The organism is Pseudomonas sp. D3-10, from assembly GCF_051132175.1.
GTDB lineage: Bacteria > Pseudomonadota > Gammaproteobacteria > Pseudomonadales > Pseudomonadaceae > Aquipseudomonas.
On record NZ_CP071668.1, the window covers coordinates 1,428,087 to 1,452,789 of the forward strand.

Here is a 24,703-nt window from a genome sequence, read left to right on the forward strand (position 1 = left end):
ACCTAATGAAAAGCGCAGAAATCCGTGAAGCCTTCCTTCGCTTCTTCGAAGAGCAAGGCCACACCCGAGTAGCCTCCAGCTCTTTGATTCCGGGCAACGACCCGACCCTGCTGTTCACCAACGCGGGGATGAACCAGTTCAAGGACTGCTTCCTGGGCCAGGAAAAACGTGCCTACACCCGTGCGGTGAGCAGCCAGAAGTGCGTGCGCGCCGGCGGCAAGCACAACGACCTGGAAAACGTCGGCTATACCGCTCGTCACCACACGTTCTTCGAGATGCTGGGCAACTTCAGCTTCGGTGATTATTTCAAGCGTGACGCCATTACCTTTGCCTGGACGTTCCTCACGTCTGACAAATGGCTGAACCTGCCCAAGGAAAAACTTTGGGTAACGGTCTATGCCACCGACGACGAAGCCTATGACATCTGGACCAAGGACGTCGGTGTCCCGGCTGAGCGCATGGTGCGCATCGGCGACAACAAGGGTGCGCCCTACGCGTCGGATAACTTCTGGACCATGGGTGACACCGGCCCATGCGGCCCTTGCACCGAGATCTTCTACGATCACGGCGCCGACATCTGGGGTGGCCCACCGGGCTCGCCGGAAGAAGACGGTGACCGCTATATCGAAATCTGGAACAACGTCTTCATGCAGTTCAACCGCACCGCCGATGGCGTGTTGCATCCGCTGCCAGCACCGTCGGTGGACACCGGCATGGGCCTGGAGCGGATCAGCGCGGTGCTGCAGCACGTTCACTCCAACTACGAAATCGACCTGTTCCAGAGCCTGCTGAGCGCGTCGGCCAAGGCCATCGGCTGCACCAACGACAACCAGGCTTCGCTGAAAGTAGTCGCTGACCACATCCGTTCCTGCGGCTTCCTGATTGCCGACGGTGTACTGCCTTCCAACGAAGGCCGCGGTTATGTGCTGCGCCGGATCATCCGCCGCGCCTGCCGCCACGGCAACAAGCTGGGCGCCAAGGGTAGTTTTTTCTATCAGATCGTCGGGGCGCTGGTGGCCGAGATGGGCGAAGCCTTCCCGGAACTCAAGACCCAACAGGCGCATATCGAGCGCGTGCTCAAGGGCGAAGAAGAGCAGTTCGCCAAGACCCTGGAGCAAGGCCTGAAGATCCTCGAGCAGGACCTGGCCGAACTCAAGGGTAACGTGGTCCCGGGCGATGTGGTGTTCAAACTGTACGACACCTACGGCTTCCCGATGGACCTGACTGGCGACATCGCCCGCGAGCGCAACCTGACCCTCGACGAGGAAGGTTTCGAGCGCGAGATGGAAGCCCAGCGTGTGCGTGCGCGCTCCGCGAGCTCCTTCGGCATGGACTACAACAGCGTGGTCAAGGTTGACGTGGCGACCGAGTTCACCGGCTACGCCGCGACCACCGGTTCGGCCAAGATCGTCGCCATCTATAAGGATGGGCAGTCGGTCGACATCCTGAGCGAAGGCCAGGAAGGCGTGATCGTGCTGGACAAGACACCGTTCTACGCCGAATCCGGCGGCCAGATCGGCGACAGCGGTTACCTGCAGGCGGGCAACTCGCGCTTCGATGTACGCGATACCACCAAGACCGGCGGTGCCTTCCTGCACCACGGCGTGCTGGCTTCCGGCAGCCTGATGATCGCCGCCCCAGTGGCCGCTCATGTCGATGCCGAGGTTCGCCACGCGACTTCCCTGAACCACTCCGCCACGCATTTGCTGCACGCAGCGTTGCGCCAGGTGCTGGGCGAGCATGTCCAGCAGAAAGGCTCCTTGGTGGACAGCCAGCGCCTGCGCTTCGACTTCAGCCACTTCGAAGCCATCAAGCCTGAGCAGATCAAGGCGCTGGAAGACATTGTCAACGCGCAGATCCGCAAGAACTCACCGGTAGAAACCGAAGAAACCGATATCGAGACCGCCAAGCGCAAGGGCGCGATGGCGCTGTTCGGCGAGAAGTATGGGGACAGTGTCCGTGTACTGAGCATGGGCGACTTCTCCGTTGAGCTGTGCGGTGGCATCCATGCCAATCGCACCGGCGACATCGGCCTGCTGAAGATCATCAGCGAAGGCGGCGTGGCCTCCGGCGTGCGACGTATCGAGGCCGTCACTGGCGCAGCGGCGCTGGCGTACCTCAACGCGGCGGAAGAACAACTCAAGGAAGCGGCCAGCCTGATCAAGGGCAGTCGCGACAACCTGATCGACAAGCTGTCGGCTGTGCTGGAGCGCAACCGCGCGCTGGAAAAGCAACTCGAGCAGTTGCAGGCCAAGGCCGCCAGCGCCGCGGGCGACGATCTGTCAGCCCAGGCCGTGGACGTCAAGGGCGTGAAAGTGCTGGCCGCGCGTCTCGACGGCCAAGACGGCAAGGCCTTGTTGGCGCTGGTCGATCAACTGAAAAACAAACTCGGCCGCGCAGTGATCCTGCTCGGCGGTGTCCATGAGGAAAAGGTCGTTCTCGTCGCAGGCGTGACCAAAGACCTGACTGGCCAACTCAAAGCCGGTGATTTGATGAAGCAGGCCGCTGCGGCAGTGGGCGGGAAGGGCGGTGGTCGTCCAGACATGGCGCAAGGCGGCGGTACCGATGCCGGCGCCCTGGACGCGGCATTGACCCAGACCGTTGCATTTGTAGAGCAGGGTATTTAAGGCGGCGCCCCGGGTTCGCCAAGGCGGACCCGGCCGCTGTTGAGTGATTATTTGGGCGCCCTTCACGGGCAGAGGCGGCTTTGAAATGGCTTTGATCGTACAGAAATTTGGAGGCACCTCGGTCGGCACCGTCGAGAGAATCGAACAAGTCGCCGACAAGGTTAAGAAATTCCGTGACGCTGGCGATGACCTGGTGGTCGTGCTGTCGGCAATGAGCGGCGAGACCAACCGTCTGATCGATCTGGCCAAGCAAATCAGCGGCGACCAGCAACCGGTCCCCCGCGAGCTGGATGTGATCGTTTCCACTGGTGAGCAGGTGACCATCGCCTTGCTGGCCATGGCGCTGATCAAGCGTGGCGTGCCGGCGGTGTCCTACACCGGTAACCAAGTCCGTATCCTGACGGACAGCGCGCATAACAAAGCGCGTATCCTGCAGATCGACGATCAGAAAATTCGTGGTGACCTGAAGGCCGGTCGTGTCGTGGTTGTCGCCGGTTTCCAGGGTGTGGATGAGCACGGCAACATCACCACCCTTGGTCGTGGCGGTTCCGATACCACTGGTGTCGCGCTGGCAGCAGCCCTCAAGGCTGACGAGTGCCAGATCTACACCGATGTGGATGGCGTCTATACCACCGACCCACGGGTTGTGCCCGTGGCTCAGCGCCTGGACAAGATTACCTTCGAAGAGATGCTGGAAATGGCCAGCCTCGGTTCCAAGGTATTGCAGATCCGCGCGGTTGAATTCGCCGGCAAGTACAACGTTCCGCTGCGCGTCCTGCACAGCTTCAAGGAGGGTCCGGGCACCCTCATTACTATTGATGAAGAGGAATCCATGGAACAGCCGATCATTTCCGGCATCGCTTTCAACCGCGATGAAGCCAAGCTGACCATCCGTGGCGTGCCAGACACTCCCGGCGTGGCCTTCAAGATTCTGGGGCCGATCAGTGCCGCCAACATTGAAGTCGACATGATCGTGCAGAACGTTGCGCACGATAACACCACCGACTTCACCTTTACCGTGCACCGCAACGACTACCAGTCCGCCGAAGCCGTGCTGAAGAAGACGGCCGACGAGATTGGCGCCCGGGAAGTGGTGGGCGATACCAAGATTGCCAAGGTCTCGATCGTTGGTGTTGGCATGCGCTCCCACGCGGGCGTGGCGAGCCGCATGTTCGAGTCCCTAGCCAAGGAAAGCATCAATATCCAGATGATCTCCACCTCGGAAATCAAGGTTTCCGTGGTGATCGAGGAGAAGTACCTGGAACTCGCCGTGCGCGCCCTGCACACGGCTTTTGAACTCGACGCCGCAGCCCGACAGGGCGAGTAAGGCGTTGCCTGAGGGCGCGGCTTCGACCGCGCCCTTTGTTTTTCTGAATGGCATGTTCCAAAACTGTTCTTTTGCACCCGCTGGTCAATACTAGGCCTGTGGGCCGCGAGCGTTTCGGTTGTAGGACCCATGCCCTTTTTTTGCAGACTGTTGTTCCTGAACTGAATCGCGTGAGGAGAAACGTATGCTGATTCTGACCCGTCGGTGCGCAGAGAGCCTGATTATTGGCGATGGCGAAATCACCGTGACCGTGCTCGGCGTCAAAGGAAACCAAGTGCGTATCGGCGTCAATGCGCCGAAGGAGGTCGCTGTGCACCGGGAGGAAATCTACCTGCGTATCAAGAAAGAGAAGGACGACGAACCAAGCCATTAATTTTTATCGATTTTTATGTTTGCAAACGGGGATGAAGGTGGTTAATATACGCCCCGTGTTGCGGAGAGCTGGCCGAGTGGCCGAAGGCGCTCCCCTGCTAAGGGAGTACACCTCAAAAGGGTGTCGGGGGTTCGAATCCCCCGTTCTCCGCCATTATTCGTTTAGTGCGCTGTTATCTTGCTTGATCGGTAAGTGATTGAAATTACTGAAAAAAGCGCTTTACAAAAAGATTCGGCGACCTATAATGCGCGGCAACAAATGCACTCGTAGCTCAGCTGGATAGAGTACTCGGCTACGAACCGAGCGGTCACAGGTTCGAATCCTGTCGAGTGCACCATTTAAGAGTTGCTTGCAGCAATGCAAATAACTTGGCTTCAACCAGTTGTGATCTGGTATAAAACCACAACTTGCACTCGTAGCTCAGCTGGATAGAGTACTCGGCTACGAACCGAGCGGTCACAGGTTCGAATCCTGTCGAGTGCACCATACACCAAGAAGCCCGCGTTTAACGCGGGCTTTTTGCTGTCTACGATTTGCCTTTCACGCATCCCTTCTCGTCGAACACGACCTCTGCGCTCCGACCTTTCTGTGTCTTGTAGGTGTACCGAGTGCTCGAATTTCGAACCTTGATCGTATCCGGTTTGCCAAGCGCGCTGACGACGTCTTGTTCGCTCATGCCGACAACGATTCGTCGCTTCAGGATGGCTTCGCGGCGCTGGTTGATGTTGATCTGGTTTCCACAGCTGTCCTTGAGTTGGCCAACAATGGTCGGTTCCTTGCGTCTGGTTTTGTTGCTGGATGTTTGCCGACCTTCGGCTTCGGGCAGCATCGGCTCGATAGGGGGCGGGCTGTATGTATGAACCTGCTGCATTGTCAGGGTTTCTCCCGGCTCGCAACTGTGGGTTGTGAACGTGATTTTCCCAGCACTGTTTTCGCAGCGGTGCACAACGTGATCGGCAGCCCAGAGAGGCAGGCAGGGCAGGGTGGCGAGCAGAAACAGATAGCGGCTTACGGGCATGCTGCCGTCCTCCTTGACGGTAAATAAAAAAGGATAGCTGTGACATTTCTCCCTGGGGCTGTGTTTTCTTTTCAGGATAAGTCGTCGTAGAAACAGACGTTCAGCCTGTGTTCAGGTTTGTCTCGCAAGCACTTGTTCTTGCCATGATTTTTTAACGTGTTACGGCGCCAAGCGGTGTATGATTGCGCCCGTCAGCCCCGCCGGGGCTTTGGAATATCTTCATGGACTTACCCAGTAGTTACTCAATATCTCTTTTTGCCAATCATGAATTAACTGATTGATCCTTCCGGCGTGCTCCACTGCTGGGAGTGGAGTTCGCCTATGACTGAAATAGAAGTAAAAAAAACGCAGGAAAGCCTTCAGGATCGCCTCGCTCAAGTCGTTGAGCTGTTGCATCGCCAGCGCGTCGTGGAAGACCTCACGCATCGCCAGGAAGGTCCGCATTCCGATCGGGTCGAGAACCTGGTACATCGGCAGAATCTCGTCGAGTTGCAACGTAAGCTCGATGATCTGCACTCGGCCGACGTTGCCTACATCCTTGAAGCCTTGCCGCTGGAAGAGCGTCTGACCGTCTGGCAATTGGTCCAGGCCGATCGCGACGGCGACATCCTGCTCGAAGTGTCCGACTCGGTTCGTGAAACCCTGATCGCAGACATGGATGACCATGAGCTTCTCGCAGCGGCCAAGGAGATGGACGCCGACGAGCTCGCCGACCTTGCCCCCGAATTGCCACGCGACGTTGTCCATGAGCTGATGGAAGCTCTTGATGGTCAACAGCGCGAGCGTGTGCGTTCGGCATTGTCCTATGACGAGGAGCAGGTCGGTGCGCTGATGGACTTCGAGATGGTGACGATCCGCGAGGACGTCAGCCTTGAAGTGGTTTTGCGTTATCTGCGGCGACTCAAGGAATTGCCGGGTCATACCGACAAACTCTTCGTGGTCGATTATGACGGCGTGCTCAAAGGCGTTCTGCCTATCAAGCGTCTTTTGGTCAACGATCCGGAGAAGCAAGTGGCCGAGGTGATGGCCAGCGACCCTGTGAGCTTCCATCCTGACGAAAACGCCTACGATGCGGCCCAGGCATTCGAACGTTACGACCTGATTTCTGCGCCGGTGGTGGACAAGAACGGCAAGCTGATCGGCCGTCTCACCATCGACGAAATGGTGGACTTGATCCGTGAGGAAAGCGAAAGCGAAGTCCTCAGCATGGCGGGTCTGCGGGAAGAAGAGGACATTTTCGCCTCGGTCTGGAAGTCCCTGCGTAACCGTTGGGCCTGGCTGGCGATCAATCTGATCACGGCTTTTGTCGCGTCCCGCGTCATCGGCCTGTTCGAAGGCTCCATCGAAAAGCTGGTCGCACTGGCGGCGTTGATGCCCATCGTTGCCGGTATCGGTGGTAACTCCGGCAACCAGACCATCACCATGATTGTCCGCGCCATGGCATTGGACCAGGTCAGTACCGGCAATACATCGCGTTTGATGCGCAAGGAACTGGCCGTTGCGTTGATCAATGGCGTCATCTGGGGAGGGGTGATCGGGGTCGTGGCGTACTTGCTGTATGGCAGCTGGTCGCTGGGCGTGGTCATGACTGCGGCGATGACGCTCAATCTGCTGTTGGCCGCGCTGATGGGCGTCTTGATCCCCATGACCCTGGCGCGCCTGGGGCGCGACCCAGCAATGGGTGCGAGCGTGATGATCACCGCCATGACGGACAGCGGCGGGTTTTTCATCTTCCTGGGCTTGGCGACGATTTTCCTGCTCTGAGTGGCTTATCAAGAAGCCCGCCTGACTGGCGGGTTTTTTTCTGGGTGATGGTTTCCCCGCCCCCCAGGTCGCCAAACGCCGGGCGAAAAAAAAGCCAGCGTTAAGCTGGCTTTATTACCCTGGACACGATCAGGACGCGTCAGCGGCCATTTCGGCATCATGAGCAATCAGCGAAACGAGGGCGTTCTGCTGGCGATGGGAGAGTTGTCGGAAGCGTTGAAGCAACTCGCGCTCATGCAGCGACAGCTCCGGGCTGTCCAGGCGCATGCTCAATTCTTCACCCAACGCACCTTCCTGAATCAGGCTTTGCTCAAGGCGCGCGATGATTTCAGAGTTCATGCTGCGGTGATGATTACGAGCCACCTCGGCAATGCGTTCCCGCATTCCGTCTGGCAGACGCACGACGAACTTGTCAGCCGTACGGCTGGAATAAATTGCCTGTTTCAATGGGCGCATATTTATTTAACCGGTTAGTTCAGGGGAGCGGTTCTGGGGATTGGCCGCAGGATGTCGATAGGACAAGGCCCGTTGCCAAATGTTCAACCTGAATGTTAAGAGGCCGCATCATGCCTCAAAATTGCCAGATCATTGGCGCCAATTCTGTGACAAATTCTGATCCGGGTAAAGGCGTTATGCCAGTACTCTTCTCAAAAAATGCGGACTGGTTTGAAAAACACACAGGTTCCGCATTTTGTGACCACTGCATCGTGTCGTTGTGCCATACCGTTGGGCGGATAACCGATACGCAACTAAACGTCTGCCTTTCTAGTTACGTATAGGATAGTGGCAAAAGGCCGATTTCCTAGGCCCGGAGGCTGTGGATAGATGAATGGCGCCATATTTGGGCGGCCTTCCCTTGGCGTGGCGTAAGGGTCGTACTATTTGCCTACACTTAATAGGCAGCGACGACATGACAAACGCGAGAGTGACCGTTAACATGCTCGCCGTCCAACGCACCGCGTTTCTCGTGGTCGACCCGTGTCTCAGTAGCTCAATTGGATAGAGCATCCCCCTCCTAAGGGGAAGGTTGGCAGTTCGAACCTGCCCTGGGACACCATTATTATCCCGCAGCCCTGCAAGTCCCCACGATCTTCTAACGGAACCCCGTTTGCGGCCGATAACCCGATGAGTCTCCTTTCCTGACGTCCCGGCGTCCTGGAACGGCTCGCGGTATGCGTCGCGGCTGTCTATCATCTGCGCGCTTTGCCGGCCGTGAGGCGGTGTTTCGTTTGTTTTGCCATTGAGTTCATTTTCTTATTTGCCTGGACATCCTCGATGCTGGCGTACCACCAAAAAAGTTTTCTGATCGTCGATGATTTCTCGGATTTCCGCAGCTCCGTCCGGTCGATGTTGCGGGAGTTGGGCGTCAAGGACGTGGACACCGCCGATACCGGTGAAGTGGCGCTGCGCATGTGTTCGCAGAAGCGTTATGACTTCATCTTGCAGGATTATCACCTGGGCGACGGGCGCAAGAACGGCCAGCAGGTGCTGGAAGACCTGATGGTCGAGAAGTTGATCAGCCATGAGAGCGTATTTCTCATGGTGACCGCCGAGACCAGCCAGGCCATGGTGCTCAGTGCCCTGGAACATGAGCCGGATGCGTACCTGACCAAACCATTCAATCGCTCCGGCCTGGCCCAGCGGTTGGAGCGCCTGGAGCAGCGCAAAACGTTGCTCAAACCGATCCTGCAGGCGCTCGATCGTGGCAAGCCGATGGAAGTGCTCAATGCTTGCATCGCCCTGTGCAAGCAGGACCCGCGCTACGGCCCACTGTGCCTGCGTTATCGGGCCGATGCGCTGCGCGACCTGAATCAGAACGAGGCCCTTGAGCGGTTGTACAACTCCATCATCGCGGATCGCCCGTTGCCGTGGGCGTACGCGGGGTTGGGAAAGTTGTTGTTCAAGCGCGGGCAGATAGGCGAAGCCAAGGCTGTCTATGAAAAAGCCCTGAAAGTCTTTCCGATGATGCCGGCCCTGTACGACGGCATGGCCGACGTGTTGGTGGCTGAAGGCGACACGAAGCAGGCCCAGAACGTATTGGAGGAAGCGGTGCGGTTATCGCCGTTGGCGGTGCGTCGGCAGTCGCTGCTGGGCAAGCTGGCGATGACCAACGAGGATTACGAGACCGCGTCGAAAGCCTATCGCCAGGCGGTCGGGCAGGGCGCGCAATCGCGATTCAAGGATCCGGAGAGCAACCTTGGCCTGGCCCATGCCTTGATCAGCAAGGGCAGCGAGAAGGGCCTGGACACCCGGACGAGGCTGGAAATCAACACCACGCTTAGCGCGGTGGCGAAAGATAACCCCAGCGATCCGGGCCTGCAGGTCCGGGCGCGGCTGATGAAAGCAACGAGCCTGTTGCTCAATGATGCCGAAACCGCCGAAAAGCTCACCGAGCAAGCCTTGCAGCGTCTCGACGGCATGGAACAGTTCATGAGTGCCGAAGCCGCGCTGCTGGTGGCCAAGCAGCTACAGATGCTCGGCCAGACCAGCGCCGGCGAATCGATGCTCAAGAACTGCGCGGAGATCTATGGCGATGATCCGACCGTGATGCAGGGCATTGCCAAGCTCACCGACGACCCGAATATCCTTAACCAGGGCAACGCCGCCGCCGAGCTGAACCGCGAAGGCGTGCGTGTCTACAAGACCGGCGCGTTACCCGAGGCGCGGGAATTGTTCCGGCGTGCACTGAAGCTGCAGCCGAAGAACATCAGTATTGCCCTGAACATGGCGCAATCCCTGCTGCACGGCACCGATACCAGTGTTGAATCGCAGCTGCTGCAGGAATGCCGTGCCTGCCTGAAACTGGTGGGCATGATGCCCGACACCGATGCGCGTTTTGCGCGTTATCAGAAACTGCGAAGCAAGGCATTTGGCGATGAATGACAGCGAACAAGCTCTCGATTTCTCCACGGTGATCGCGTCTACCGTGCATGACATGAAAAACTCCCTGACCCTGCTCATGCAGGCTCATACGCAATGGCTCGAGCGCCTGCCGGAACCTTCGCGGCAGACCTCGGAGCAGGGCGTGATGGAGTTCGAGTTTGCCCATCTCAATGGGCTGCTGGTGCAGTTGCTCGGGTTATACAAGCTGGGCGTGAATCAATTGCCGCTGCATCCGGCCTACCACGAACTGGATGACTTCATCGAAGCGCAGTTGGCCGGCCATCAGGACGTGTTCCGCAGTCGCGGGATCATGGCCACCTATGAGGTCGATCCGCTGAGCCCGCTGGGTTTCTTCGACCGTGAGCTGATCGCGTCGGTGCTCGACAACATGATCAACAATGCCATTCGCCACGCGCGACAGGCGTTGTTGATCAGCGTGAGCGACGAGGCTGGGCAATTGGTGCTGACGATCAATGACGACGGCGAAGGCTACCCGGCCGAAATGATCGAGCGCCAGGCCGAGTATGTGCAGGGCATCAACCACAGCAGCGGCAGCACCGGCCTTGGCCTGTATTTCGCCGCCAGGATCGCCGGGTTGCATCAGCGTGGCGGCTTGAGCGGGCATACCGAGATTGCCAATGGCGGTGTGCTGGGCGGTGGGGTGTTCAGGCTTTACCTGCCCTGAGCTGTCCATATCCCCGTCAGATGTTTATTGTCTCGGGATGCTTGATATTCCGAACAGCCGGAGCCTATTTTGTACGGGTTGCCGTTCGCGGCTCGCACATAACAAGGATTGCGTCATGACGACCGATGGCCAGTGTTCACTCGCACAGCGATTGACGGGCATTGATGAGATTGAATGTGTCACGCCGGATTTGAATGGCGTACCCAGGGGCAAGGTAATGAGCGCCGAGGGCTTCCTTGAAGGCCGGCGGTTGCAGATGGCGCGCGGTGTGCTGCTGCAATGCATCATGGGCGGATATCCGCCAGCGCGCTTTTACGGCAGTGACGACGGCGACCTGGCGTTGGTGGCCGATCCACAGCAGATCCACCGGCTGCCGTGGAGCCATCCGCCACGCGCCTTGGCGATCTGCGACGCCGATGAGCTCAGCGGCGAAAGCTCACCTCTGTCGACGCGCGGTCAGCTCAAGGCCGTGATCGCTCGATATGCGGCGCTCGGGCTAGCGCCGGTGGTGGCGACGGAGCTGGAGTTTTTTGTGTTCGCGCCCAACCCGGATCCTTCCCAGCCATTCCTGCCGCCGATGGGCCTGGATGGTCGTCGCGAAGATGGCCAATCGGCGTTCAGCATCAGTTCCAACAACGGCCTGCGACCGTTCTTCACCGAAGTCTATGAGTGCATGGCAGCGCTAGGCCTGCCGCGCGACACGTTCATGCATGAAATGGGCGTCAGCCAGTTTGAAATCAATCTGCTCCATGGCGATGCTCTGCTGTTGGCCGACCAGACGTTCCTGTTCAAGCATTTGCTCAAGGAGGTGGCCCTCAAGCATGGCCTGACGGTGGTCTGCATGGCCAAGCCGCTGGCGCGAACGCCGGGCAGTTCGATGCACATTCACCAGAGCGTCGTCGAGCTGGGCAGCGGTCGCAATGTATTCAGCGACGATGCGGGCGAGCCGACCGCGACGTTCCGGCACTTCATTGGCGGGCAGCAGGCCGGCATGGCGGATTTCACCGCGCTGTTCGCGCCAAACGTGAATTCCTACCACCGCCTCTGCCATCCATTCGCGTCGCCAAACAATGCCTGTTGGTCCCATGACAATCGTTCGGCCGGGCTGCGCATTCCTGCGAGTGCGCCGGTAGCCCGGCGGGTCGAGAACCGCTTGCCGGGAGCCGATGCCAACCCTTACCTGGCGATTGCCGCCAGTCTGGCGGCGGGGCTCCATGGCATCGAGAATCGCCTGGAACCGGGTGCCGCGATCCAGGGCGAGTTCGAGGTGCCGGAGAATCTGTCTTTGCCATGTACCTTGCATGCAGCGCTTGAACGTCTCAAGCGTAGCCACTTGGCGAAGGAACTGTTCGGTAGCGAGTTCATCGAAGGTTACGTTGCCTCGAAAACCCTGGAACTGACCAGTTTCTTTGACGAAATCACGCCCTGGGAGCGGCGCGTTTTGGCGGCCCAGGCATAACGAACCGTCGCATTCGGGCTATCTTCCAAAGATAGCCCTTACTTACCTCAAGGAGCCGCTCGGAACGCCGATGCGCCAAATCTGGAAACCTTTTCGAGCGCTTTATTTCGCCTCGCTGATGATGCTCATCGGCTCAGGCCTTCTGAGTACTTACCTGGCCCTGCGCCTGGCCGCCGACAACGTGGACAGCCTATGGGTCGGTGCGCTGATGGCGGCGAACTATTTTGGCCTGGTGCTGGGCGGCAAGATCGGCCACCGGCTGATTGGCCGCGTTGGGCATATTCGCGCCTATTCGGCTTGCGCCGGGATCGTCGGTGCGGCGGTATTGGGCCATGGCCTGGTGAACTGGCTGCCGGCCTGGATCGTGCTGCGGATGATTGTCGGCCTGGGCATGATGTGCCAGTACATGGTTATCGAAAGCTGGCTCAACGAGCAGGCCGATGCCAAGCAACGCGGGGTAGTGTTCAGCGGCTATATGATTGCTTCCTACCTGGGGCTGGTGCTGGGCCAACTGATCCTGGTCATGCATCCGGCCCTGGGCCTTGAATTGCTGATGTTGGTGGCGTTGTGTTTCGCCCTGTGCCTGGTGCCGGTGGCATTGACCCGGCGGATTCACCCGGCGCCGTTGCATCCGGCGCCGATGGAGCCGCGCTTCTTTATCAAGCGCGTACCGCAATCGTTGACCACGGTGTTGGGCTCCGGGCTGATCGTCGGCTCCTTCTACGGCCTGGCACCGCTGTACGCCTCCCAGCAGGGCCTGAGTACCGAGCAGGTCGGCTTGTTCATGGGCTGCTGCATCTTTGCCGGCCTGCTGGTGCAATGGCCGCTGGGTTGGCTGTCGGATCGTTACGATCGGGCCCTGTTGATCCGCTGCTTCGCACTGGCCCTGGTGGTGTGTGCCTTACCGCTGGCCATCCTGTCGAAGGCGCCGCTGGAAGTATTGTTCATCGCCGGTTTCTGCTGTTCGTTGGTGCAGTTTTGCCTGTACCCGCTGGCGGTCGCGTTTTCCAATGACCACGTCGAGGGTGATCGCCGGGTGTCGCTCACCGCGATGCTGCTAGTGACCTACGGCGTGGGCGCCAGCATCGGCCCGTTGGTGGCCGGGGTGCTGATGAAGCTGTACGGCAGCCAGATGCTCTATGGCTTTTTTGCCCTGTTTGCCTTGCTGCTGGTATGGCGGATCCGACCGAAAGCGGTCACCAACCTGCACCAGGTCGACGACGCGCCGCTGCATCACGTGGCCATGCCGGACAACATGACCAGTTCACCCTTGGTGGCGTGCCTCGATCCGCGGGTCGACGAGCAAGTGGTGCAGGAGCAGATGCAGGCCTCGCCCAATCCGGACGTCGAGCCCGAGCCTCAACCTGAATTGGAGCCGGTCACCGAAGGCGCCGACGACGAACTGCCACCGTCCGATTTCACCCAGGCCAGGCCCTGAGACCGGCATAAAAAAGGGCAATCCTTGCAAAGGGATTGCCCGTTTTTATAGCGCGCCGGAAATCAGAAATCGTCTTTATCGAACCGACGGGCTTCACGCTGCAATTGATACACGAAGCGTTCCACCTGGCGTTGTACCAGGCCGCTGATGTTATGGAAGCGCACGCCTGCGAACGTGGTGTTGATCCGCTCTTCGAAATGCAGGTAGCGCAGCTCCACCGGCGCGGTCATGCTGCCAAACGGTAGGGCGGCGATGAAGCGCTCGTAAACCTGGCCCAGCTGCAGCCGTTCAGTGATATCGCCATCGAAGCGCAGCTTGCAGCCGGTTGCGGAAATATCCAGCAGCTTGCCATTCACCGGTGATTTGAGCTTGTCGCCACCCAACTCCACGTTCACCAGTTGCGCCAGTTTCAATGCGGCCCGGAAGGCGTTGCGGCGCTGGTGATAAACCACTTCTTCAGGCAAGGCGCCGCGATAGCAGCGGCCATCGCTCGATTCCTGAATGGTTAATGGGCCGTTGCCCTCCCACGCGATGCGCACGCCGTCATGGAAACCCTCGACGCGAAACGGCTCGCCGGCCAGTAGGAAACGTTCACCGTCCCGAGGAATCATTTCGTCCAGGGCGATGGTGTTGGTTTCGCGATCGACATCCACCAGGTAACTTTGGAACCGCTGGCTGCGCTCGTGGAAGGTGATGATCAGCGGGTCGTGACTGTCTTGCAGCATCCGCAGATTGCCGGAGATTTCCAGAGGGGTGGCGAGGACCTTGGGCGGCTGCGGAGCATCATCCGCGTTTGAGGCATTGAACACGGTGGGTCAATCTCCAGGCAAAATACGACTACAAAGAGCCAGCATTTTGCCAGCATGTATCGCGCGTTGATAGTGCTCCGGCATCGTTCGCTTCAGGCCTGGCTGAGCGGGCGGTGCTTGACCATTTTCGCGGTCGAGCCGCGAGCGTCATAGAGCGTCGGGATTTCGCCGCCATTGAGAATACGCAACTGATTGGCGGTAGCGGCCTGTTGCATCTGGATAGACTGGCCGTTTCGAGCATTGGCGGCCTGGCACTGGTTGAGCAGGTCGTTGAGCACGGCGCTTTGCGACAACAGCTGATCGCCGATCGACGATTGGCTGGCCAATTGCTCAAGGCCACTGTTATCGGCGGGCAGGTTGAGGCTGGCGAGGATTTCGCTGCGCTTGCGGCCATGCTGGTCGAGCAAAATGATCAATGCCTGCTTTTGCGCCAGAATATTTTCCAGCAGGGGCATGTCCCGCCCGTGCAATGCCAGGGCTTCGGTCTGCAACAGCTCCAACAATTGTTGCGCTGGAGCGAAGTCGTCGATGATCAGTTGCAATAAATGAGTGTCGTGCATGGCTGGCCTTGGGTCTTAAGCGTCCAAAAGCCTGGCGCAGGCGGGGGCCTAGCGCTGGGCTTCGAAGTTGAGCAGCTTGCTGGCTACACGGTTGCTGTCGACTTGATAGCTGCCATCGGCGATTGCTGCTTTCAACGCGGCCACGCGGGCGTTGTCGACGACAGGTTGATCGCGCAGCTTGTCAGTGACCTTCTGCAACTGTTGAGCCTCATTGCTGAGGTGTACCGATTCCCCGTTGCTGACAGTGGCGGCCTGGTCGGCTGGCTTGGATTTGTCGGTTTCGACGGTTTCCTTGCTGGCGCTGGTGCGCGCAGTGCCTGTCAGGGGCGAGGAGCTGTTTAAACGATTGAAATCGATGACCATGGTAAAAAACCTCTGGGTATTTGGACGCTTGCCATGTTTTCGGCCATCCCCAAAAAAACTTTAGGCTCATTTTTCAAATGAACGAGCGCACGTCCGCGCTTGCCTTCGTACAAGGCACAGTCTAGGGAACACCGAGGTCAAGCGCCAGCCTGTCTACCCTCCTTACAGCCTCTTACATAGCCACTTCCACCTGGCCAGGCGCTATCACCTGTGCCTTGATGACCCGTTGGGAATTGAGGTTTTTCACCCGAATCTGTTCGCGCATGCCACCGTTGGCCAGGGCCTCGCCGGGCATCCGCACGGCCAGGGTGCCGCTGCGAGCGGTGATGACCACCTGGTCGCCCTTGCGAACCACCTCGGCCTGTTCCAGATGCACCTGGGTCACCACCTGGTCGGCGACCATTGGTCGGACAAGTTTCTGCCCAATGGCCTCATCGACGGACGTCAGGAAACCCTGGCTGATCTGGCTGACGTCGCGCTCACGCAGCACCACGTCCTGCGGCTCGACGATCCCGGCCCGCTTGAGTGGGCGAGTGGTGGTGACAATTTCCCGGTACAGGCGCACTTGAGCGGGCACGAACACCGTCCAGGGCGCGGCGCTATCGCAACGAACCTTCACCGTGACGCGGCCCAGGGGCCTGGCCGGGCTCTCCAGCGAGGCAGTCAATTCCTTGTCGCACATCGGCATCCGCAGGCGCGGGTCGAGCTGGTTGACTTCAATCTCGTAGCGACCTTCGGTTTGACTGGTTGCCAGATAGTCTTCTACGGTGAACTCAAGAAAGCCCTGAGTGACGCCGATAAGGAGATCAGGCAAGGTTACCGCAGCGGCACCAAGGGCAGGACCGCCCGAAGCGAGCAGGCAGGCAGCCAGCAGTGCACCGAGCCAGTGGCGGCAGTGAGTGGTCAGGCGTCGAGAAAATGTCGTTTGTGCGTTCATGCCGGTTCAATAGCAAGCCCCGTGCCGTTTAGTGATGAATGCGCGTCGGACACATTAGCGTTAGGTAGGAGTCAGGGCATGGCGGGAGTGATGGATTCGGTAAACCAGCGCACACAGCTGGTGGGTCAGAATCGCCTGGAGCTGTTGTTGTTCCGTCTCGACGGCCGACAATTGTATGGGATCAACGTGTTCAAGGTTCGCGAGGTGCTGCAATGCCCCAAGCTGACCCTGATGCCGAAATCCAGTCCCGTCGTGTGCGGTGTGGCGAATATCCGGGGAGCGACCATCCCGATTCTCGACCTGGCGATGGCGACCGGTTCCGGCCGACTGCTGGACCAGAGCAATCCGTTTGTGATCATCACCGAGTACAACACCAAGACCCAAGGGTTCCTGGTGCGATCGGTGGAGCGCATCGTCAACATGAACTGGGAAGAGATCCATCCACCACCCAAAGGGACCGGCCGCGACCACTACCTCACGGCGGTGACCCGGGTCGATAACCAGTTGGTGGAAATCATCGACGTGGAGAAAATCCTCGCCGAAGTGGCGCCGACCCCGGAAACGATTTCCGTTGGCGTGATAGATGCCGAGACCCAGCACAAGGCGGTTTCCCTGCGGGTGCTGACCGTCGACGACTCCTCGGTGGCCCGTAAGCAGGTCACGCGTTGCCTGCAAACGGTCGGCGTCGAAGTGATTGCGCTGAACGATGGGCGGCAAGCGCTGGATTACCTGCGCAACCTGGTCGACGAAGGCAAGAAGCCGGAAGAGGAGTTCCTGATGATGATCTCCGACATCGAGATGCCGGAGATGGACGGCTACACGCTGACATCGGAAATCCGCGGCGACCCGCGCATGCAAAAGCTGCACATCATCTTGCATACTTCGTTGTCTGGGGTGTTCAACCAGGCAATGGTCAAGAAGGTCGGCGCCGATGACTTCCTGGCCAAGTTCCGGCCCGATGACCTCGCTTCCCGAGTCGTCGAGCGAATCAAGTCAGCAGGCTAAAGGTCGGGCGCGTTGTGCGCCCGGCAAGTCAATACAGTGAAAAGAGGCGGTATTTTGTCTACGGGTAATTTGGATTTCGAACAGTTCCGGGTCTTCCTGGAAAAAGCCTGTGGCATCTTGCTTGGTGAAAACAAGCAGTACCTGGTGTCGAGCCGTCTCAATAAGTTGATGGAACAACAGGGCATCAAGTCATTGGGCGAGTTGGTTCAGCGTATCCAGACCCAGCCGCGCAGTGGCTTGCGCGAGATGGTCGTGGACGCCATGACCACCAACGAAACCCTGTGGTTTCGTGACACCTATCCCTTTGAGGTATTGAAGAACAAGGTATTGCCGGCGGCCATCAAGGCCAGCCCGGGCCAGCGCCTGCGGATCTGGTCGGCGGCCTGTTCGTCGGGGCAGGAACCTTATTCCTTGTCGATGTCCATTGATGAGTTCGAGCGCACCAACATTGGCCAGTTGAAAGGCGGCGTGCAGATCGTCGCCACCGACCTGTCCGGGACCATGCTCAACAACTGCAAGACCGGCGAGTACGACAGCCTGGCCATCGGCCGCGGCCTGTCGCCCGATCGCCTGCAACGTTATTTCGACGCCAAGGGACCGGGCAAATGGGTGGTCAAGGCGCCCATCAAGAGCCGCGTGGAGTTTCGCTCGTTCAACTTGCTGGACAGTTACGCCAGCCTGGGCAAGTTCGACATCGTGTTCTGCCGCAACGTGTTGATCTACTTCTCCGCTGAGGTGAAGAAGGACATCCTGATGCGCATCCACAGCACCCTGAAGCCGGGTGGTTATCTGTTCCTGGGTGCGTCCGAGGCGTTGAACGGTTTGCCGGACCATTACCAGATGGTCCAGTGCAGCCCGGGGATCATTTACCAGGCGAAGTGATTGGCTTGGGTTAAAAAAAAGGGAGCCCCACGGGGCTCCCTTTTTTTATCGGTCGCTGCTGCCCCTGTGGGAGCGAGCCTGCTCGCGAAAGCAATATTCCAGGCGATGTCGATGCGGACTGACACACCGCTTTCGCGAGCAGGCTCGCTCCCACAATGGAATGCATTCATCTTGCGAAAGCGGCAGAAAAGCGGCATCCGGCGGAAACCGATTGCCGCTTTTCTGGCATTGCCGCTTTGCCGTTGCCCGCAAAGCCCCGGTTTACGGGCTTTCGGAAAGTGGCACGGCGCTTGCTAAAGCCTTCGTACGTACATTCTGGTCACCCAAAGGTTTCCGACATGAGCATCAGCTTCGATAAAGCGCTCGGTATCCACGAACAGGCCCTGAGCTTCCGCGCCCAGCGTGCCGAAGTCCTGGCCAACAACATCGCCAACGCCGACACGCCGAACTACAAGGCCCGTGACCTGGACTTTTCCAAGGTACTCGCCGAGCAGAACGAGAAGACCAAGAACGGCCACTTCGCCTTGAACATGACCAACAGCCGTCATATCGAAGCCGAAGGCGTAGGCAGCGGCGACGAATCGTTGATGTATCGCACGCCGATGCAGCCCTCGGTCGACCAGAACACCGTGGACGCTCAACTGGAACAGTCCAACTACGCGGAAAACTCCGTGAACTTCCAAGCCAGCTTCACCCTGCTCAACAGTAAATTCAAAGGGCTGGTATCGGCCCTGCGTGGAGAGTAAGTCATGTCGATCGCGAGCGTTTTCAACATCGCCGGCAGTGCCATGAGTGCCCAGACCACTCGCCTGAACACCGTCGCCAGTAACATCGCCAACGCCGAGACCGTTTCGTCAAGCATCGACCAGACCTACCGCGCCCGTCACCCGGTGTTCGCCACCATGTTCCAGGGTGGCCAATCCGGCGGCAGCGATTCGCTGTTCCAGGACCAGGACGCGGCGGGGCAGGGCGTACAGGTGCTCGGCGTCGTTGAAGACCAGAGCAACCTCGAAGCACGTTACGAGCCAAACCATCCGGCCGCGGACGCCAAGGGTTATGTCTATTACCCGAACGTCAACGTCGTCGAAGAAATGGCCGACATGATTTCCGCCAGTCGTTCGTTCCAGACCAACGTCGAAATGATGAACACCGCCAAAACCATGATGCAGAAGGTCCTGACCCTCGGTCAGTGATAAGGGGCGATTCATATGAGCGTCACCAATACAACAGGCGGTTTGAGCCTCAACGAGATTCTGGCCAACTCCTCGGTCAAGACCAATACCAAGGCCGATGGCCTGGGTGCGGCGACCAATGCGGCGAGTGGCAACCAGGAATTGGGCAAGGATGCGTTCCTGCAACTGCTCGTGACCCAGCTGAAAAACCAGAACCCGCTGGAACCCCAGGACAACGGTGAGTTCGTGGCCCAACTGGCGCAATTCAGCAGCCTGGAAGGCATCACCACGCTCAACGAAACCGTGAGCGGCATTGCCGGCAACTACAACTCGTCACAAGCGTTGCAGGCTTCGTCCCTGGTCGGCCGCTCGGTGATCGCTCCGGGTGACAAGGCCGTGGTCGACACCTCCAAGAGCCTCAACGGCACCGTGGTGGTTCCGGCGGCGGTGTCCTCCCTCACCGTCAAGATCATGGACAAGGATGGCAAGACCGTCCGCACCATCGACCTGGGCAGCCAGAAGTCGGGCAACTCTGCCTTCATCTGGGACGGCAAGAACGACGCGGGCACGACGGTAGAGTCGGGCACGTACACCTTCGCGGCCTCGACCACCATCGATGGCAAGGCCACGTCGCTGATCACCAACCTGCCGGCCACGGTCAGCAGCGTGACGATCAGCCAGACGGGCGGTGAGCTGATGCTCAACCTGGCCGGGCTGGGCAGCATCGCCCTGTCCAAAGTACAAACTATTGGTATGTAGAGCCGACTAACCGGCAAAAGGAGTCAACATGTCTTTCAACATCGGCCTTAGCGGTCTCTATGCAGCCAACAAACAGCTGGACGTGACCGGCAACAACATCGCCAACGTGGCGACCACCGGTTTCAAATCGTCCCGCGCGGAATTCGAAGACGTCTACTCGGCCACCAAGCTGGGTTCGGGCAGCAAGACCGTCGGCAACGGCGTGCGCCTGGCCAACGTTTCCCAGCAGTTCGGCCAGGGTGACGTGAACAACACCGGCAACGTGCTGGACATGGGGATCCAGGGCCAGGGCTTCTTTGTCCTGAGCAACGACGGCTCCCTGAGCTACACCCGTGCCGGTACTTTCAAGACCGACAAGGAAGGCTACGTCACCAACAGCGATGGCACGGCTCGTTTGCAGGGCTATGGCGTGGATGCCAACGGCAAGATCCTCAACGGTATCCTGACCGACCTGCGCATCGACACCTCGAACCTGCCGCCGCAAGCCACCAGCCTGGTTTCGTCGACCATCAACCTGAACTCGACGGCGACGCCGATCACTGCCGCGTTCAACCCGGCTGACACGGCGACCTTTACCAAGCAGTTCACCACCCCGATCTACGACACCCAGGGTAACCAGCACTCGATGGACCAATACATGGTCAAGACAGGCTCCAATACCTGGAACGTCTATACCTTGATCGATGGTCGTAACCTCAATGGCAGCTTGCCGACCACGACCGGTGCGACCGCGCCTGTTCCTTCGACCATGAACTTCGATTCGAGCGGCAAGTTGACCACGGTCACCACTCCGCCAGCGACCGTCAATAGCGATCTGGTGTTGACCGGCTGGGTTCCGGGCACCGTGACCAACGGAACCTGGACCGCCAACGGCGCCGCCAGCGCACCGACCATCACGATTTCGATGGGCAACACCACTCAGTTCAACGCCGACACCGCTCGTTCGATTCCTGCCCAGAACGGCTACGCCACCGGCCAGATCACCAACCTGACCATCGATGGCAGCGGTGTGATGCTCGCCAACTTCAGCAACAACCAGACCAAGCCGATCGGCCAGATCGCCCTTGCCAGCTTCACCAACGAGCAAGGCCTGCAGCCAGTAGGCGGCACCAGCTGGAAGGAAACGTTCGCCTCGGGTATCCCGGGCTACGATGCTCCACAGACCGGCACCCTGGGGTCGATCGTCTCCAACTCCCTGGAGGAGTCCAACGTCAACCTGACCAACGAACTGGTCGAGCTGATCAAGGCGCAGAGCAACTACCAGGCGAACGCCAAGACCATCTCTACCCAGAGCACCATCATGCAGACCATCATTCAGATGGCTTGATGCCGAAGGTCGCTTGAAAGCTGCACAAGGAGCCCCTCGAAAGAGGGGCTTTTTCATGAGCTTCAGTTTTGTATTGTTTGGGCCTGCCTCTTCGCGAGCAGGCTCGCGAAGAGGCAGGCCCAGGCGCCTACTTTTCGCCAGGCAAAAGAAAACCCCCGATAAACCAGCGGTCTATCGGGGGGCTTCTTTCAGCGGGCGCCTTTACGCGCCCACCCGCTCAGCTTATTGGCAAGCTTCGCAATCCGGCTCATCGATCGCGCAGGCTTTTGGCACTGGCGCAGGTCCTGCTGGAGCAGCCAGGACTGAGTCATCACCGTGGTTGCCGCCAGCGGAAACCGCGTTCAGCTTGCCGGTGTTGATGGTCGACTTCTCGGTGCTGGTGGCGGCCAAGGCACGGAGGTAGTAAGTCGTTTTCAGGCCACGGTACCAAGCCATGCGGTAGGTCACGTCCAGCTTCTTGCCCGAGGCGCCGGCGATGTACAGGTTCAGCGACTGAGCCTGGTCGATCCACTTCTGGCGACGGCTGGCGGCGTCTACGATCCACTTGGTGTCCACTTCGAACGCGGTCGCATAGAGCGCTTTGAGCTCTTGCGGGATGCGCTCGATCTGCTGCACCGAACCGTCGTAGTACTTCAAGTCGTTGATCATGACCGAGTCCCACAGGCCGCGGGCCTTGAGGTCGCGAACCAGGTACGGGTTGATCACGGTGAATTCGCCCGACAGGTTCGATTTCACGTACAGGTTCTGGTAGGTCGGTTCGATCGACTGCGACACGCCAGTGATGTTGGCGATGGTGGCGGTCGGTGCGATGGCCATGATGTTGGAGTTACGGATGCCTTTCTGCACACGGGCGCGAACCGGTGCCCAGTCCAGGGTTTCCTTCAGATCCACGTCGATGTACTTCTCGCCGCGCTGGGCGATCAGGATCTGTTGCGAGTCCAGCGGCAGGATGCCCTGGGACCACAGCGAACCCTGGAACGTCTCGTACGAACCGCGCTCGTCGGCCAGGTCGCAGGAAGCCTGGATCGCGTAGTAGCTGACCGCTTCCATGGACTTGTCGGCGAACTCGACCGCAGCGTCCGAACCGTACGGGATGTGCTGCAGGTACAGCGCGTCCTGGAAGCCCATGATGCCCAGGCCGACCGGACGGTGCTTGAAGTTGGAGTTCTTCGCTTGCGGCACCGAGTAGTAGTTGATGTCGATCACGTTGTCGAGCATGCGCACGGCGGTGTTCACGGTGCGTTGCAGCTTGGCGGTGTCCAGCTTGCCGTCGACGATGTGGTTCGGCAGGTTGATCGAGCCCAGGTTGCAGACCGCAATCTCGTCCTTGTTGGTGTTCAAGGTGATCTCGGTGCACAGGTTCGAGCTGTGGACCACGCCCACGTGCTGCTGCGGGCTGCGCAGGTTGCACGGGTCCTTGAAGGTCAGCCATGGGTGGCCGGTCTCGAACAGCATCGACAGCATCTTGCGCCACAGGTCTTTGGCCTGGACGACTTTGAACAGCTTGATCTTGTTGTACTCGGTCAGGGCTTCGTAGTACTCGTAGCGCTCTTCGAAGGCCTTGCCGGTCAGGTCATGCAGGTCCGGCACTTCGGACGGCGAGAACAGGGTCCACTTGCCGTCATCGAAGACGCGCTTCATGAACAGGTCAGGGATCCAGTTGGCGGTGTTCATGTCGTGGGTACGACGACGATCATCACCGGTGTTCTTGCGCAGCTCGATGAACTCTTCGATGTCCATGTGCCAGGTTTCCAGGTAGGCACAGACCGCGCCCTTGCGCTTGCCGCCCTGGTTGACCGCAACGGCGGTGTCGTTGACCACTTTGAGGAACGGCACGACGCCCTGGGATTTGCCGTTGGTGCCCTTGATGTACGAGCCCAATGCGCGGACCGGGGTCCAGTCGTTGCCCAGGCCACCGGCGAATTTGGACAGCATGGCGTTGTCGTGGATTGCGCCGTAGATGCCCGACAGGTCGTCCGGCACGGTGGTCAGGTAGCAGCTCGACAGCTGTGGACGCAGGGTGCCGGCGTTGAACAGGGTCGGGGTCGAGGCCATGTAGTCGAAGGACGACAACAGGTTGTAGAACTCGATCGCACGGTCTTCACGCTGCTTCTCTTCGATCGCCAGGCCCATGGCCACGCGCATGAAGAAGACCTGCGGCAGTTCGAAGCGCACGCCATCCTTGTGGATGAAGTAACGGTCGTACAGGGTTTGCAGGCCCAGGTAGGTGAATTGCTGGTCACGCTCGTGGTTGATCGCCTTGCCGAGTTTTTCCAGGTCGAATTCGGCCAGGACAGGGTTCAGCAATTCGTACTCGATCCCCTTGGCGACATAGGCCGGCAGGGCCTTGGCGTACAGGTCGGCCATTTCGTGGTGGGTCGCGCTCTCGGCGACTTCCAGGAAGCTCAGGCCTTCGGCGCGCAGGGTGTCCATCAGCAGGCGCGCGGTCACGAACGAGTAGTTCGGCTCGCGTTCCACCAGGGTCCGCGCGGTCATCACCAGGGCGGTGTTGACGTCCTTGAGGGCGACGCCGTCATAGAGGTTCTTCAGGGTTTCGCGCTGGATCAGGTCGCCATCGACTTCTTCCAGACCTTCGCAGGCCTCGGTGACGATGGTGTTCAGCCGGCCCATGTCCAGCGGCGCGAGGCTGCCGTCGGCGCGTGCGATGCGGATCGAAGGGTGAGCCTGGACCGGCGCGTCGGCCGGCGCGCGGGTGGCGCGCTCCTTGGCGCGGGAGTCACGGTAGATCACGTAGTCGCGAGCCACTTTCTGCTCGCCAGCACGCATCAGGGCCAGTTCGACCTGGTCCTGGATTTCTTCGATGTGGATGGTGCCGCCCGAAGGCATGCGACGCTTGAAGGTCGCGGTGACCTGTTCGGTCAGGCGGGCGACGGTGTCGTGGATTCGCGACGAGGCGGCAGCGGTGCCGCCCTCAACTGCGAGGAACGCTTTGGTGATGGCGACGGTGATCTTGTCATCGGTGTAGGGAACGACAGTGCCGTTACGCTTGATCACGCGCAGTTGGCCCGGCGCGGTGGCGGACAGATCCGGGCTCGAATCGGCGGCCAGCGGCGCGGTGCCCTGCGGGTTCTCGCGAGTTGTGTCGGTGTGCATGGGTGTCTCCACGTTCTCTATGTTTATTTGGGCACCATCACGGTGCCCACCGTTCCGTCCTGAAGCACTACAACCGACTGGCGCCGGGTATAACAACTTCGGGACAGTAGGGCGCGGGCCTGCGGCGTCGCGTCCATCCGAAGTTCTTGGATCGCGAGCCTGGGCTCGGAACCTGGTTTATCAAGGTGGCAGCAAAGGACT

At 59.4% G+C, this 24,703-nt stretch carries 21 protein-coding genes and 4 tRNA genes; 18 read left to right on the plus strand and 7 right to left on the minus strand.

The features are described 5' to 3' along the window. Positions 1-5 precede the first annotated feature (5 nt). The 6 genes from alaS (at position 6) to J3P90_RS06320 (ending at position 4,813) form a co-directional block, all read left to right on the plus strand. Positions 6-2,627, plus strand: coding sequence for an alanine--tRNA ligase (gene alaS, locus J3P90_RS06295; RefSeq protein ID WP_434607342.1), 2,622 nt, complete (start codon positions 6-8; stop codon positions 2,625-2,627). A gap of 85 nt (positions 2,628-2,712) precedes the next feature. Continuing rightward, complete coding sequence (locus J3P90_RS06300) at positions 2,713-3,954, plus strand: aspartate kinase (protein ID WP_039591870.1); 1,242 nt, start codon at positions 2,713-2,715, stop codon at positions 3,952-3,954. A gap of 184 nt (positions 3,955-4,138) precedes the next feature. Then, a complete protein-coding gene (gene csrA, locus J3P90_RS06305; RefSeq protein ID WP_003178872.1) occupies positions 4,139-4,327 on the plus strand; it encodes a carbon storage regulator CsrA in 189 nt (62 codons plus the stop codon). A 62-nt stretch (positions 4,328-4,389) separates the two neighbouring features. Beyond that, positions 4,390-4,480 (plus strand) — tRNA-Ser (locus J3P90_RS06310). A 107-nt stretch (positions 4,481-4,587) separates the two neighbouring features. Beyond that, positions 4,588-4,664: transfer RNA gene (locus tag J3P90_RS06315), tRNA-Arg, on the plus strand. Between the two features lie 72 nt (positions 4,665-4,736). Then, a tRNA-Arg gene (locus J3P90_RS06320) sits at positions 4,737-4,813 on the plus strand. 40 nt (positions 4,814-4,853) lie between these two features. Here the strand turns inward: J3P90_RS06320 and J3P90_RS06325 are convergent. Continuing rightward, a complete protein-coding gene (locus J3P90_RS06325; protein ID WP_434675988.1) occupies positions 4,854-5,345 on the minus strand; it encodes a cell envelope protein SmpA in 492 nt (163 codons plus the stop codon). A gap of 321 nt (positions 5,346-5,666) precedes the next feature. Between J3P90_RS06325 and mgtE the strand changes: the two genes are divergently transcribed. Next, positions 5,667-7,109, plus strand: a complete 1,443-nt coding sequence (gene mgtE / locus J3P90_RS06330; RefSeq protein ID WP_420767492.1) for a magnesium transporter — start codon at positions 5,667-5,669, stop codon at positions 7,107-7,109. Between the two features lie 129 nt (positions 7,110-7,238). Here mgtE and J3P90_RS06335 read toward each other — a convergent pair whose 3' ends face one another. Next, a complete protein-coding gene (locus J3P90_RS06335; protein WP_003178899.1) occupies positions 7,239-7,565 on the minus strand; it encodes an Arc family DNA-binding protein in 327 nt (108 codons plus the stop codon). Positions 7,566-8,089: 524 nt separating this feature from the next. Here J3P90_RS06335 and J3P90_RS06340 point away from each other — a divergent pair. The 5 genes from J3P90_RS06340 to J3P90_RS06360 all read left to right on the plus strand — a co-directional run bounded on the left by J3P90_RS06340 (position 8,090) and on the right by J3P90_RS06360 (position 13,574). Continuing rightward, positions 8,090-8,166, plus strand: a tRNA-Arg gene (locus tag J3P90_RS06340). A gap of 218 nt (positions 8,167-8,384) precedes the next feature. Next, entirely contained in the window at positions 8,385-9,992 is a 1,608-nt protein-coding gene (locus J3P90_RS06345) for a response regulator (protein ID WP_420767491.1), read from the plus strand. Then, a complete protein-coding gene (locus tag J3P90_RS06350) occupies positions 9,985-10,677 on the plus strand; it encodes a sensor histidine kinase (RefSeq protein WP_434607338.1) in 693 nt (230 codons plus the stop codon). Before J3P90_RS06345 ends, J3P90_RS06350 begins: the two co-directional genes overlap by 8 nt. 217 nt (positions 10,678-10,894) lie before the next feature. Next, positions 10,895-12,136 (plus strand): glutamine synthetase family protein, encoded by a 1,242-nt coding sequence (locus tag J3P90_RS06355; protein ID WP_434611646.1) that lies wholly within the window; start codon positions 10,895-10,897, stop codon positions 12,134-12,136. A gap of 70 nt (positions 12,137-12,206) precedes the next feature. Next, a complete protein-coding gene (locus J3P90_RS06360) occupies positions 12,207-13,574 on the plus strand; it encodes an MFS transporter (RefSeq protein WP_420767489.1) in 1,368 nt (455 codons plus the stop codon). A gap of 62 nt (positions 13,575-13,636) precedes the next feature. Here the strand turns inward: J3P90_RS06360 and J3P90_RS06365 are convergent, their stop codons facing one another. The 4 genes from J3P90_RS06365 to flgA all read right to left on the minus strand — a co-directional run bounded on the left by J3P90_RS06365 (position 13,637) and on the right by flgA (position 16,243). Then, positions 13,637-14,383 carry a flagellar brake protein gene (locus tag J3P90_RS06365; RefSeq protein WP_420767488.1) on the minus strand — a complete coding sequence of 249 codons (747 nt, stop codon included), beginning with the start codon at positions 14,381-14,383 and terminating at the stop codon, positions 13,637-13,639. 92 nt (positions 14,384-14,475) lie between these two features. After that, on the minus strand, positions 14,476-14,943 hold the full coding sequence (locus J3P90_RS06370; RefSeq protein ID WP_434560225.1) for a flagella synthesis protein FlgN: 468 nt from the start codon (positions 14,941-14,943) through the stop codon (positions 14,476-14,478). Positions 14,944-14,991: 48 nt separating this feature from the next. After that, complete coding sequence (gene flgM / locus J3P90_RS06375) at positions 14,992-15,306, minus strand: flagellar biosynthesis anti-sigma factor FlgM (protein ID WP_420767486.1); 315 nt, start codon at positions 15,304-15,306, stop codon at positions 14,992-14,994. Between the two features lie 172 nt (positions 15,307-15,478). Next, positions 15,479-16,243, minus strand: a complete 765-nt coding sequence (gene flgA / locus J3P90_RS06380; RefSeq protein ID WP_420767485.1) for a flagellar basal body P-ring formation chaperone FlgA — start codon at positions 16,241-16,243, stop codon at positions 15,479-15,481. A 78-nt stretch (positions 16,244-16,321) separates the two neighbouring features. Between flgA and J3P90_RS06385 the strand changes: the two genes are divergently transcribed. From J3P90_RS06385 to flgE, 6 genes are all read left to right on the plus strand, one after another. Beyond that, a complete protein-coding gene (locus J3P90_RS06385) occupies positions 16,322-17,248 on the plus strand; it encodes a chemotaxis protein CheV (RefSeq protein WP_434675989.1) in 927 nt (308 codons plus the stop codon). 54 nt (positions 17,249-17,302) lie between these two features. Then, the gene (gene cheR, locus J3P90_RS06390; protein ID WP_420767483.1) at positions 17,303-18,130 is read left to right on the plus strand and encodes a protein-glutamate O-methyltransferase CheR; all 828 of its coding nucleotides are present in this window, start codon (positions 17,303-17,305) and stop codon (positions 18,128-18,130) included. Positions 18,131-18,468: 338 nt separating this feature from the next. Continuing rightward, on the plus strand, positions 18,469-18,876 hold the full coding sequence (gene flgB, locus J3P90_RS06395; protein ID WP_420767482.1) for a flagellar basal body rod protein FlgB: 408 nt from the start codon (positions 18,469-18,471) through the stop codon (positions 18,874-18,876). Between the two features lie 3 nt (positions 18,877-18,879). Then, positions 18,880-19,323: a flagellar basal body rod protein FlgC gene (flgC, locus tag J3P90_RS06400; protein ID WP_039591882.1), complete on the plus strand. Its 444-nt coding sequence runs from the start codon at positions 18,880-18,882 to the stop codon at positions 19,321-19,323. A gap of 15 nt (positions 19,324-19,338) precedes the next feature. After that, the gene (gene flgD / locus J3P90_RS06405) at positions 19,339-20,061 is read left to right on the plus strand and encodes a flagellar hook assembly protein FlgD (protein WP_420767481.1); all 723 of its coding nucleotides are present in this window, start codon (positions 19,339-19,341) and stop codon (positions 20,059-20,061) included. Positions 20,062-20,089: 28 nt separating this feature from the next. Next, positions 20,090-21,388: a flagellar hook protein FlgE gene (gene flgE, locus J3P90_RS06410; protein WP_434607330.1), complete on the plus strand. Its 1,299-nt coding sequence runs from the start codon at positions 20,090-20,092 to the stop codon at positions 21,386-21,388. Between the two features lie 222 nt (positions 21,389-21,610). On the opposite strand, the gene J3P90_RS06415 is transcribed toward flgE, so the two are convergent. After that, the gene (locus J3P90_RS06415) at positions 21,611-24,502 is read right to left on the minus strand and encodes a ribonucleoside-diphosphate reductase subunit alpha (protein WP_420767479.1); all 2,892 of its coding nucleotides are present in this window, start codon (positions 24,500-24,502) and stop codon (positions 21,611-21,613) included. Between the last annotated feature and the right edge of the window lie 201 nt (positions 24,503-24,703).

What these genes read in the sequence shown, in the direction of transcription:
- J3P90_RS06325 (WP_434675988.1), bottom strand. Translation starts at nt 5,345, where the DNA reads ATGCCCGTAAGCCGCTATCTGTTTCTGCTCGCCACCCTGCCCTGCCTG.
- flgD (WP_420767481.1), top strand. Translation starts at nt 19,339, where the DNA reads ATGAGCGTCACCAATACAACAGGCGGTTTGAGCCTCAACGAGATTCTG.
- mgtE (WP_420767492.1), top strand. Translation starts at nt 5,667, where the DNA reads ATGACTGAAATAGAAGTAAAAAAAACGCAGGAAAGCCTTCAGGATCGC.
- J3P90_RS06300 (WP_039591870.1), top strand. Translation starts at nt 2,713, where the DNA reads ATGGCTTTGATCGTACAGAAATTTGGAGGCACCTCGGTCGGCACCGTC.
- J3P90_RS06335 (WP_003178899.1), bottom strand. Translation starts at nt 7,565, where the DNA reads ATGCGCCCATTGAAACAGGCAATTTATTCCAGCCGTACGGCTGACAAG.
- flgC (WP_039591882.1), top strand. Translation starts at nt 18,880, where the DNA reads ATGTCGATCGCGAGCGTTTTCAACATCGCCGGCAGTGCCATGAGTGCC.
- flgE (WP_434607330.1), top strand. Translation starts at nt 20,090, where the DNA reads ATGTCTTTCAACATCGGCCTTAGCGGTCTCTATGCAGCCAACAAACAG.
- flgA (WP_420767485.1), bottom strand. Translation starts at nt 16,243, where the DNA reads ATGAACGCACAAACGACATTTTCTCGACGCCTGACCACTCACTGCCGC.
- J3P90_RS06415 (WP_420767479.1), bottom strand. Translation starts at nt 24,502, where the DNA reads ATGCACACCGACACAACTCGCGAGAACCCGCAGGGCACCGCGCCGCTG.
- J3P90_RS06360 (WP_420767489.1), top strand. Translation starts at nt 12,207, where the DNA reads ATGCGCCAAATCTGGAAACCTTTTCGAGCGCTTTATTTCGCCTCGCTG.
- J3P90_RS06370 (WP_434560225.1), bottom strand. Translation starts at nt 14,943, where the DNA reads ATGCACGACACTCATTTATTGCAACTGATCATCGACGACTTCGCTCCA.
- flgB (WP_420767482.1), top strand. Translation starts at nt 18,469, where the DNA reads ATGAGCATCAGCTTCGATAAAGCGCTCGGTATCCACGAACAGGCCCTG.
- flgM (WP_420767486.1), bottom strand. Translation starts at nt 15,306, where the DNA reads ATGGTCATCGATTTCAATCGTTTAAACAGCTCCTCGCCCCTGACAGGC.
- alaS (WP_434607342.1), top strand. Translation starts at nt 6, where the DNA reads ATGAAAAGCGCAGAAATCCGTGAAGCCTTCCTTCGCTTCTTCGAAGAG.
- J3P90_RS06345 (WP_420767491.1), top strand. Translation starts at nt 8,385, where the DNA reads ATGCTGGCGTACCACCAAAAAAGTTTTCTGATCGTCGATGATTTCTCG.
- csrA (WP_003178872.1), top strand. Translation starts at nt 4,139, where the DNA reads ATGCTGATTCTGACCCGTCGGTGCGCAGAGAGCCTGATTATTGGCGAT.
- J3P90_RS06350 (WP_434607338.1), top strand. Translation starts at nt 9,985, where the DNA reads ATGAATGACAGCGAACAAGCTCTCGATTTCTCCACGGTGATCGCGTCT.
- J3P90_RS06385 (WP_434675989.1), top strand. Translation starts at nt 16,322, where the DNA reads ATGGCGGGAGTGATGGATTCGGTAAACCAGCGCACACAGCTGGTGGGT.
- J3P90_RS06355 (WP_434611646.1), top strand. Translation starts at nt 10,895, where the DNA reads ATGAGCGCCGAGGGCTTCCTTGAAGGCCGGCGGTTGCAGATGGCGCGC.